This is a genomic window from Bacillus sp. sid0103 (genome assembly GCF_019219025.1).
On sequence record NZ_JAHUWN010000008.1, the window covers coordinates 223,551 to 233,536 of the forward strand.

Sequence of the window (9,986 nt, forward strand, 5' to 3'; positions counted from 1 at the left end):
TTTTCTATGCAGTTGCTCGCTTATGCCTTTTGTTCTTATCAAAATGAGCTATACATTTATAAAGGTACGTTGGGAAAAATAGAAAGAACATAAAACTGAATTCACTTGGCAAATAGGAAAAAAATAAGGTATGATTTTAATCGAGTACATTTTCTTAAATGGAATTAATCGGAATTTTCATTAAAGTTTGTTTTTCATTCTCATTTGGTACTAGCTTAATGAAAATAGATACTCTGTTTTTACTGTTTAAGAGTTGCTAATACATTTCATTTGTTATAAGATTGGAATGAGAATAAAATGAGAATAGGGTTATTGAAATAATCCGATTACATGATACAACACTTTCTCTTTGGAGGTATAGATATGGCTGGATCAACGTTAACGATCAAAGATTTACATGTAGCAATTGATGGAAAAGAAATTTTAAAAGGTGTGAACCTTGAAATAAAGGGTGGAGAAATTCACGCAATCATGGGTCCAAATGGTACGGGTAAATCCACTTTATCATCTGCCATTATGGGTCATCCAAAATACGAAGTAACAAGCGGATCTATCACTTTAGATGGACAAAATGTTCTTGAAATGGAAGTAGATGAGCGTGCACGTGCTGGACTATTCCTAGCTATGCAATATCCAAGTGAAATTAACGGCGTAACGAATGCCGATTTTTTACGTTCAGCACTCAATAGCCGTCTTGGTGAAGGAAATGAAATTTCATTAATGAAATTCATTCGTAAAATGGATAAGCAAATGGAATTCCTTGAAATGGACCTTGATATGGCACAACGCTATTTAAACGAAGGCTTCTCCGGCGGTGAGAAAAAACGTAACGAAATCCTGCAATTAATGATGTTAGAACCTAAAATTGCCATCTTAGATGAGATTGACTCTGGATTAGATATCGATGCCCTAAAGGTAGTATCAAAAGGAATCAATGAAATGCGCGGCGAAGATTTCGGCTGCTTAGTTATTACACACTATCAACGTCTTTTAAACTATATCACTCCAGACCATGTGCATGTAATGATGCAAGGCCGTGTTGTTAAATCCGGCGGAGCCGAACTAGCACAACGCTTAGAAGCTGAAGGATATGACTGGATCAAACAAGAACTTGGAATTGAAGATGAAACAGTTGGGCAAGAAGCGTAAGAGAGGGTTAGGAGGATTACAATGACAACAGAAATCAAATTATCATTTGATCAGGAAAATGTTCGTTCCTATTCAAAAGAAACGAGCGAGCCTGCTTGGTTCGAAGAGCTCCGTCTTAAGGCATTAACTGATTTCGAGCAACTTCCAATGCCTAGACCTGATAAAACAAAGATTGATAAATGGAACTTCACCCAGTTTACTCAACATACGGTAACAAGTGCTCCCATTGCTTCTCTCGCTGAATTACCAGATGAAGTGAAAGCACTAATCGATATGGAAGCTGAAAATAAAAATTTATATATTCAACGCAATCAAACTCCTGCCTTTTTATCTTTGTCAGAAGAACTAAAAAGCAAAGGTGTTATTTTTACGGATATTTTTACAGCTGCAAAAGAACATGGTGACGTCCTGAAAAAGTATTATTTAACTCAGGCAATCAATGCCGATGAACATCGTTTAACGGCTCTAAATGCGGCCCTTATCAATGGAGGAGTATTCTTATACATCCCGAAAAATGTAGAAGTTTCTGAACCGATTCAGGCAGTGTTTATCCAAGATAATGCCGAAGCCAATTTGTTTAACCATGTAATTGTAGTGGCGGAAGATAATAGTGCCGTAACTTATGTTGAAAACTACATTTCCACTGTAGAAACATCGAATGCATTGGTAAATATCTTGACTGAAGTAGTTGCGAATGTAAATGCAAGAGTCCAATATGGTGCTGTAGATACCTTGGCTAAAGGTATTACTACGTATGTGAACCGTCGCGGTGTAGCTGGCAGAGATGCTAAAATTGAATGGGCTCTTGGTTTAATGAATGAGGGCAATACCATTTCAGAAAATACAACGAACCTTCTTGGCGATGGTTCATCTGGTGATACAAAAACAGTGGTTGTCGGACGTGGCGACCAAACGCAGAACTTTACGACTAAGGTTGTTCATTTCGGAAAACATACGATTGGAAACATCTTGAATCATGGTGTTGTAAAGGATAGTGCTACTACCATTTTTAATGGAATTGGCAAAATTGAGCATGGTGCATCTAAATCGGATGCGGAACAAACATCACGTGTCCTTATGTTAAGTGAAAAAGCACGTGGCGACGCCAACCCGATCCTTTTAATTGATGAAGATGATGTAGTGGCTGGTCACGCAGCATCTGTAGGCCGTGTTGACCCAATTCAACTGTACTACATGATGAGCCGCGGAATTCGAAAAGAAGAAGCAGAACGCTTAGTTATCCATGGATTCTTGGCACCAGTTGTTAATCAACTTCCGATCGAAGGAGTCAAGGAACAGTTAACTGAAGTAATTGAAAGGAAAGTACGCTAATGAATATCAAGGATATTCGCGCACAATTTCCGATTTTAGATCAAGAGGTTAATGGGAAGCCATTGGTATACTTGGATAGTTCTGCAACATCTCAAAAACCGCTCCAAGTAATCGAGGCGATTGAAAAATATTATCGTGAAATCAATTCCAATGTCCATCGTGGAGTGCATACACTAGGAACAAGAGCAACTGATGCTTACGAAGGGGCTAGGGAAAAGGTTCGTAAGTTTATCAATGCCAAGTCCACACAAGAAGTGATTTTTACTCGAGGAACGACAACGTCGCTTAATACCGTGGCAGCGAGTTATGCTGCAGCAAACCTAAAAGAGGGCGATGAAATTGTCATTACCTATATGGAGCACCACAGTAATATCATTCCGTGGCAGCAAGTGGCTAGACGGACAGGTGCCCAGTTGAAGTATATTCCTCTCCAAGAAGACGGAACGATTTCGCTCGATGATGTACGAGCAACCATTTCAGCAAACACAAAAGTCGTTTCGGTTATGCAAGTATCTAATGTGCTTGGCGTCATCAATCCAGTCAAGGAGATTGCGCAAATTGCCCATGATAATGGAGCAATTATGGTAGTCGATGGGGCACAAAGTGCACCACATATGAGTATTGATGTTCAAGATTTAGATTGTGATTTTCTTGCATTTTCAGGACATAAAATGTGCGGTCCAACCGGTATTGGTGTTCTTTATGGAAAAAAACATCTCCTTGAAAATATGGAACCAATCGAATTTGGCGGCGAAATGATTGATTTCGTACAATTGTATGAATCTACGTGGAAAGAACTGCCATGGAAATTCGAAGGTGGCACACCGATTATTGCAGGCGCTGTGGGTCTTGGGGCAGCCATCGACTTTTTAAATGAAGTGGGCTTAGACCAGATTGCTGAACATGAACATAAACTTGCTGCCTATGCGTTAGAAAAAATGGCAACAGTTGAAGGAATGACTATTTATGGTCCATTAGACGCAGCGAAGCGGGCAGGACTTGTCACCTTTAATATCAGTGATGTTCATCCGCATGATGTGGCCACTGTTCTTGATGCGGAAGGTATTGCGGTACGTGCAGGACATCATTGTGCCCAGCCGTTAATGCGATGGCTAAAAGCCTCTGCAACAGCACGTGCAAGCTTTTACTTGTATAATACAGAAGATGATATAGATAAACTTGTTGAAGGACTTGTTAAAACGAAGGAGTATTTCAGCGATGTCTTCTAATAATTTAGATAATCTTTACCGTCGGGTGATAATGGATCATTATAAAAACCCACGCAACCGTGGTGTTTTAGAAGATGGCAGTCTGACGATTAATATGAATAACCCTACATGCGGAGACCGGATTCAATTGACATTAAAAGTAGTCGATGGAATTGTGGTGGACGCAAAGCAAGAAGGCGAAGGCTGTTCTATTTCCATGTCATCAGCTTCAATGATGACCCAGGCTATAAAAGGGAAAACGGTTGAAGAAGCCTTAAAGCTATCAACCATCTTTTCTGACATGATGCAAGGCAAAGAGTATGACGAAGATATCGATTTAGGTGATATCGAGGCACTTCAAGGTGTGGCCAAATTCCCAGCCCGTATCAAATGTGCGACATTAGCGTGGAAGGCAATGGAAAAAGGACTGAAAGAAGAGGAAAAAGAATAAAAATAAGAAAAAGCGGATGCGAGAGGGCAGGGTCCAAATCTAGTGCCTAAAATAAGGCACTTCCGCTTTTCTAAGAATGGAGGAACACGACGATGGCGAAAAAAATGCCGGAAATCGGTGATTATAAATATGGTTTTGCCGATAAAGACGTTTCCATATTCCGATCTAAGCGCGGTTTAACAGCTGATATAGTAAAAGAAATTTCTAAGTTGAAGAACGAACCACAATGGATGTTAGACTTCCGTTTGAAGTCGCTTGAGCATTTTTACAAAATGCCAATGCCACAATGGGGCGGCGATCTGAATGCATTAAACTTTGATGAAATTACTTATTATGTAAAACCATCTGAGAAATCTGAGAAATCATGGGATGAAGTACCTGAAGAAATCAAGGCTACTTTTGATAAACTAGGAATTCCTGAAGCGGAGCAAAAGTACCTTGCTGGGGTATCTGCACAGTATGAATCAGAAGTAGTTTATCACAATATGAAGGAAGAACTCGAAGATTTAGGAATCGTCTTTAAAGATACAGATTCTGCTCTAAGAGAAAATGAAGATATTTTCCGCGAACACTGGGCAAAAGTAATTCCGCCAACGGATAACAAGTTTGCTGCACTAAACTCAGCAGTTTGGTCTGGCGGCTCGTTCATCTATGTACCACCTGGTGTGAAAGTGGATACGCCGTTACAAGCATACTTCCGCATCAACTCTGAGAACATGGGTCAATTTGAGCGTACCTTAATCATTGTTGATGAAGGCGCACACGTACATTATGTTGAGGGTTGTACAGCACCAGTTTATACAACAAACTCTTTACACAGTGCTGTTGTTGAGATTGTAATTAAAAAAGATGCATACTGCCGTTATACAACGATCCAAAACTGGGCGAATAACGTCTTTAACCTTGTAACAAAGCGTGCGGTTTGTGAAGCAAATGCGACAATGGAATGGATTGATGGCAACATCGGTTCGAAATTAACAATGAAATACCCAGCCGTTATTTTAAAAGGCGAAGGCGCACGTGGAATGACTTTATCGATTGCAATTGCTGGTAAAGGTCAGCACCAAGACGCTGGTGCGAAAATGATTCATTTAGCACCAAATACATCATCAACAATCGTTTCTAAATCCATTTCTAAGCATGGCGGTAAAGTAACCTACCGCGGTATCGTTCACTTCGGACGTAAGGCAGACGGTGCCCGTTCTAATATCGAATGTGATACATTAATTATGGATAACAAGTCGACATCTGATACGATTCCTTACAATGAGATTTTGAACGATAACATTTCACTTGAGCATGAAGCGAAGGTTTCTAAGGTTTCTGAAGAGCAGCTCTTCTACTTGATGAGCCGTGGTATTTCACAACAAGAAGCAACTGAAATGATCGTTATGGGCTTTATCGAGCCGTTTACAAAAGAACTACCAATGGAATACGCCGTTGAAATGAACCGTCTTATCAAGTTCGAAATGGAAGGTTCTATCGGTTAATAAATAAAAACCTTTGTATATCAAGGGTTTGAACGATTATTATAAAATGTAAAATTGACTGCGTGCCGATTTTGTGCCGATTTGATTTTATCTTTTAGTGTAGGAGGCGAACTTTTGAAGTTCGTCTTCTTCTATTTTTTCAGTTATATCCAGATACGTATCCGCTGTTGTTTTGATGGTTTTATGTCCTAATCGATTAGATACATATTTCAGACTTGCACCGGATTCAAGAAGTAGAACAGCGTGTGTATGTCTAAACACGTGAGTGCCTTTATATTCTACACCGGCTTTTTTACAGTATTTTTGAATCATTTCACGAACAATAGAAGGTGTTAAATAATGACCATGATAATTTTGAAAAATGATACTATCCTCATTTTTACCGAATCTTTTATTTCCTAAAATTAATTCATTTTGCTTCAATTTAAACTTCTTTAATTCACGAACTAAATCTTGATCAATTTTAATTGAGCGATATGAAGAAGCATTTTTTAATGTTGTCAGGATTACATTATTGTTATTATCTCTTCTTGTTTGTTTATCGATCGTTACCTTATCACCATCGATATCAGACCATCTTAAGGCTAATGCTTCAGATATTCTTAAGCCGGTTTTGCTTAAGAATAACATAAGCATGTAATAAAGCTGATATTCAGGGAATCGCTGATGCTTATATGTTTTCATGAAATCCAATAGTTTGTTTAATTCTTCAAGGCTAAAATATTTAACTTCATCTTCTTTTTGCATAGCTACACTATCTTTAACCGGAACTCTTAATTTATCAGCTGGATTTTTTTCAAGCACTTCAAGTTCATGTACAGCGTGATGTAAAATACTTTTCATAACTGAAAGATATTTTAGCCTTGAGCCAAATGAATATTTTTCTTTTCCGTTTTCATCTAGTTCACCGAATTTGGCAATCCATCTTTTTATTTCAGTTCTACGAACAGTCATAATTTTTTTATGTCCAAAAGTGGGTAAAATGTGATTTCTAACAATCACTTCAAGTTGTACAAATGTTGATTCCTTTACATTAGCTTTTTTATGTTCAAGCCAATCCTTTGTTACTTCATCAAATAGCATATTTCTATCATTTAATGTTTGACCATAATAAATCCGTTCTTCAACTTTTGCAGCTTCAATTTCCGCTTCTTTTTTCGTGCGGAATGTTCCAATACTTTTTTCTTTACCATCTTTTGATACACGTGCTTGCCATTTTCCACTTGGTAACTTTCTGAATGTTGCCATCTTTCCTTATCCCCTTTCAATCCTTTAAAACGATTTCGATAACGGTTTTTATTTTTGCTCTTTCCTCCTTTTGTCAGTAGCCTGTCCTGAAAAAGCCACCTTAAGATATCCTCCTTGCGTTTTTTTTTAAGTGGGTCCAGCCCTAAAAAAATATGATACCTTCATTTTTTTCTCTCGTTGCCTGAATTTTGCCATCATAATGGCCTCCTTAATTGTAATTTTGAAGATTCTTAGCAATTTAATTATGAATTCTTCTGCGATGCTTTTCTGATTCGATAAGCTTCTTGTTTACAAGCATTTGAACAGTATTTTTGCCGCTTTACCTTTTTAAAAGGCAATTTACAATTTGGATTTTCACATATATGAACAGGTTCATTATTAGCTACTACTTGCCAGAGATCATGATAAATGGCCCTTATCAGATGTGGGGTATATATCCATTCCTTAATGGTAAAACCTAAAGGTGGTTTTCCTGTTATAATTGTTTCAGGAATCATTTTAATGTCTTGATTCCCAATTGAATTAACTTTAAGTGCTAATAATCCCTTGGCAAGTTTTAAAAAGTCTACCTCTTTTTCCATTTCCTTCTCATCAGCTGTAAACCCAGTCCATGATCCATCCCACCATAAAATTTGGCAGCTTCCACCTATTGGTTCTTTTACAGTTAATAATTTATCCTCAAGTTCACTCTCTTCCATTTCTCCCTTATGAATACTAATTAATGCTTCATATAACTTTAGGATTCTTTGCATTTGTTTAATATGAAAATGCCATAATTCTATAGGCTCGCAATCGGATTGGCCAATGGGTAAATCGATAAAATAAGAAGAGTCAGAATAAAGGTCTCTTTTAAGTTTAACCTTATTTATTTCTACTTGACCGGGTGTGCTAATTCCAAGCAGACCGTAGCTATTAGCAAACTTATTTATACCTTCTTCAGTTTTTAACTTTGAAAATTCCCAAGCTAATCCTTCAGGAATAATAATTTTCCCCATTGACTCCTGGGGGACTACAGAAACAAATCTCCCTGTATGTTTTCCTAAGCAGTCTAACCAAGCCTTAGCGCCTTCAATTTTTAATTCATCAAGATTGTTTTCATTAATCTCTAAAACAGAAGCTGTAGGGAAAAAAGATTCTTCCTTACCATCAAGCCAATAATAAAACTTGTCCATTTTATAGTCCTCCATTTTTAAAAATGAAATTGTTACGTCTTGTTACGAAATAATGTATATATTTATTTGAATTACATAACAAGTGCTGATACGATTATTATATACCAGGTAACAACAATAAACAACAACATTGGTTTAGAAAGGGTGAATTTAAAGTGGATACTAAGGTTTTACCTGAGAACGCCCCTATTCTTAAACAAAAAGGTGAAATTCCATATTGGGAAATTGCTTCTCGGTTAGGCGTACACGTTAACACTATCCGGAACTGGATGAAAAGTTGCATGAGCCAAAAACAAAGAGAAATGGTTTTGGAAGCAATAAAGGAAATCAAAGAGGTTAAATAAGTGAGGTGGAAACATGCTCGAAATAAAACTAGATGAGGAGGAAGTAAAAGCCCTATTTTTGGCCGAAGTTAAATCACGTTTAGACAAAATTGAGCTTGAAGCCCTTCTTATGAATTCAAAGCAACTATGTAAATACTTAAGCCTAAGCTGGCCTACTATTGAAAAGGTATTTTTAAGTGATTCAAACTTTCCCCGAATTCGGATAGGGTGCAAATGGCTTTTTCCACGTAAAGAGGTTGAACGCTATATAGATATGTGGGCGATTGAGAAACAAGCCAATGCGGATGAAAAGTTATAAAAACTATAAAAAACTAACACCAAGAGAAGTAATTGGGCTTGTAAAGGATTCTATAAGCCTGGAAGCAGGGCTTGATTTTTACTTAGGCATAAACCTTTCAGCTGTTAGGGGAAGGAAAACAAAGATGATTCCATGCCCATTCCATAACGAGAAAACTCCAAGCTTTTCCATTTCTTTAGAAAAAAACGTGTTTCACTGTTTTGGATGTGAAGTGAAAGGTGATGTTGTAACACTTGTTTCCCTGGTTAAAGGAGTTTCACAGGTAAGGGCGGCTTATTTAGCCGCAGAAGATTTTGGTTTGCTACAGAAAGCCGCTCCAAATCTCCAGGAGATAAAAGCCAAAGCAGAAGATAAGGAGCTAGTACAAAACTTTAAAGAACGGGAAAAGGGATTACTCAACTTTCTAATTGATTTTAGAAACACGTTGAAAGTTAATACCAGGACAAGGATTAAGCAGCCTGGAGATTTGGACCGATTTGAAAATGTTTATAATTTAATTTCAAAGATTGATATGTATATAGAGCTTCTTGCGGAAGCGGATGACCTTGATCCGCAAGATAGAATTTATAACTACATTAACGCTAATGATTTTGTTGGTGAAAAGATTTATCCGGTTGTTAAAAAGAAACTTTTAGGGGAGGGGGTAGAGTAATGGCAGCAACAGAAGAAGAATTAGCCGCAGAATTAAAAAAATCCTTTCCTCAATTAGTTAAACAGAAAGTTGATGCAGAGCTGCCGCAAGAGACAAATTTACCGATTTATCTCAAAGTAATCAAAGGAAAATACGGTAATTATATAAAGGTTAATCATTACTTGCTTGCTAAATTGGTAGTAGAAGAAGAAACCATTTATCGGAATGCTAATAATTTCAAGTATTTCAGCGAACAGGAAGGCGTTTGGAAAGATAACACAGTTGAGTATCTAAAAAAGCGAATAAGTGAATACCTACATGAACATAACAAAATCAGCCTGACAAGAGAAACACTGGAGCATATCAAAAACTTTACCTGGAATGAAAACCAGGAAGATATTTTTGATAAGCGGGAATATGCCCTTACTTTATCCAATGGAACCTATTATTTTAAGCATGACAAAGAGGAATCAAAGTTTATTCCTTCCTGGAATCCGCTGGATTATAGCACAACAAAGATAAACATTAATTATGATTGTCAACAACGGTTTAAAATTCCCTTTTTTCAACGGAACCAAATTCCCTATTATCAACGTTCTAAGACAGCTGGCTGAATGCCAGCTTTTTGCTTCTCACGAAGCCTATATGAATCTCCTTTAATGT

Annotated in this window: 11 protein-coding genes; 9 read left to right on the top strand and 2 right to left on the bottom strand. The window is 37.4% G+C overall.

What is annotated here, in order from left to right:
• Positions 1-363 precede the first annotated feature (363 nt).
• The 5 genes from sufC (at position 364) to sufB (ending at position 5,630) form a co-directional block, all read left to right on the top strand.
• Complete coding sequence (gene sufC, locus KW850_RS11495; protein ID WP_218347705.1) at positions 364-1,149, top strand: Fe-S cluster assembly ATPase SufC; 786 nt, start codon at positions 364-366, stop codon at positions 1,147-1,149.
• A gap of 21 nt (positions 1,150-1,170) precedes the next feature.
• A complete protein-coding gene (gene sufD / locus KW850_RS11500) occupies positions 1,171-2,481 on the top strand; it encodes a Fe-S cluster assembly protein SufD (RefSeq protein WP_218347706.1) in 1,311 nt (436 codons plus the stop codon).
• Complete coding sequence (locus KW850_RS11505) at positions 2,481-3,710, top strand: cysteine desulfurase (RefSeq protein ID WP_218347707.1); 1,230 nt, start codon at positions 2,481-2,483, stop codon at positions 3,708-3,710. Before sufD ends, KW850_RS11505 begins: the two co-directional genes overlap by 1 nt.
• On the top strand, positions 3,700-4,140 hold the full coding sequence (sufU, locus tag KW850_RS11510; RefSeq protein WP_218347708.1) for a Fe-S cluster assembly sulfur transfer protein SufU: 441 nt from the start codon (positions 3,700-3,702) through the stop codon (positions 4,138-4,140). The genes KW850_RS11505 and sufU overlap by 11 nt, the downstream gene beginning before the upstream one ends.
• Positions 4,141-4,232: 92 nt before the next feature.
• Complete coding sequence (sufB, locus tag KW850_RS11515; RefSeq protein ID WP_218347709.1) at positions 4,233-5,630, top strand: Fe-S cluster assembly protein SufB; 1,398 nt, start codon at positions 4,233-4,235, stop codon at positions 5,628-5,630.
• A gap of 87 nt (positions 5,631-5,717) precedes the next feature.
• Here sufB and KW850_RS11520 read toward each other — a convergent pair whose 3' ends face one another.
• Together KW850_RS11520 and KW850_RS11525 are read right to left on the bottom strand one after the other, a co-directional pair.
• Entirely contained in the window at positions 5,718-6,878 is a 1,161-nt protein-coding gene (locus KW850_RS11520; RefSeq protein ID WP_218347710.1) for a tyrosine-type recombinase/integrase, read from the bottom strand.
• 242 nt (positions 6,879-7,120) lie between these two features.
• Positions 7,121-8,050 (bottom strand): hypothetical protein, encoded by a 930-nt coding sequence (locus KW850_RS11525; RefSeq protein ID WP_218347711.1) that lies wholly within the window; start codon positions 8,048-8,050, stop codon positions 7,121-7,123.
• A gap of 155 nt (positions 8,051-8,205) precedes the next feature.
• On the opposite strand from KW850_RS11525, the gene KW850_RS11530 reads away from it, so the two are divergent.
• From KW850_RS11530 to KW850_RS11545, 4 genes are read left to right on the top strand one after another with little or no spacing between them, the layout of a single operon-like run.
• The gene (locus tag KW850_RS11530) at positions 8,206-8,394 is read left to right on the top strand and encodes a hypothetical protein (RefSeq protein ID WP_218347712.1); all 189 of its coding nucleotides are present in this window, start codon (positions 8,206-8,208) and stop codon (positions 8,392-8,394) included.
• Positions 8,395-8,407: 13 nt separating this feature from the next.
• Positions 8,408-8,692 (top strand): helix-turn-helix domain-containing protein, encoded by a 285-nt coding sequence (locus KW850_RS11535; RefSeq protein ID WP_218347713.1) that lies wholly within the window; start codon positions 8,408-8,410, stop codon positions 8,690-8,692.
• Complete coding sequence (locus KW850_RS11540) at positions 8,673-9,344, top strand: CHC2 zinc finger domain-containing protein (RefSeq protein ID WP_218347714.1); 672 nt, start codon at positions 8,673-8,675, stop codon at positions 9,342-9,344. The genes KW850_RS11535 and KW850_RS11540 overlap by 20 nt, the downstream gene beginning before the upstream one ends.
• Complete coding sequence (locus KW850_RS11545; RefSeq protein WP_218347715.1) at positions 9,344-9,937, top strand: hypothetical protein; 594 nt, start codon at positions 9,344-9,346, stop codon at positions 9,935-9,937. Before KW850_RS11540 ends, KW850_RS11545 begins: the two co-directional genes overlap by 1 nt.
• The last annotated feature ends 49 nt before the right edge of the window (positions 9,938-9,986 follow it).

Bases quoted from the DNA above. Each gene is read 5' to 3' on its own strand.
- sufC (WP_218347705.1), top strand. From the start codon at position 364: ATGGCTGGATCAACGTTAACGATCAAAGATTTACATGTAGCAATTGAT.
- sufD (WP_218347706.1), top strand. From the start codon at position 1,171: ATGACAACAGAAATCAAATTATCATTTGATCAGGAAAATGTTCGTTCC.
- KW850_RS11505 (WP_218347707.1), top strand. From the start codon at position 2,481: ATGAATATCAAGGATATTCGCGCACAATTTCCGATTTTAGATCAAGAG.
- sufU (WP_218347708.1), top strand. From the start codon at position 3,700: ATGTCTTCTAATAATTTAGATAATCTTTACCGTCGGGTGATAATGGAT.
- sufB (WP_218347709.1), top strand. From the start codon at position 4,233: ATGGCGAAAAAAATGCCGGAAATCGGTGATTATAAATATGGTTTTGCC.
- KW850_RS11520 (WP_218347710.1), bottom strand. From the start codon at position 6,878: ATGGCAACATTCAGAAAGTTACCAAGTGGAAAATGGCAAGCACGTGTA.
- KW850_RS11525 (WP_218347711.1), bottom strand. From the start codon at position 8,050: ATGGACAAGTTTTATTATTGGCTTGATGGTAAGGAAGAATCTTTTTTC.
- KW850_RS11535 (WP_218347713.1), top strand. From the start codon at position 8,408: ATGCTCGAAATAAAACTAGATGAGGAGGAAGTAAAAGCCCTATTTTTG.
- KW850_RS11540 (WP_218347714.1), top strand. From the start codon at position 8,673: ATGCGGATGAAAAGTTATAAAAACTATAAAAAACTAACACCAAGAGAA.
- KW850_RS11545 (WP_218347715.1), top strand. From the start codon at position 9,344: ATGGCAGCAACAGAAGAAGAATTAGCCGCAGAATTAAAAAAATCCTTT.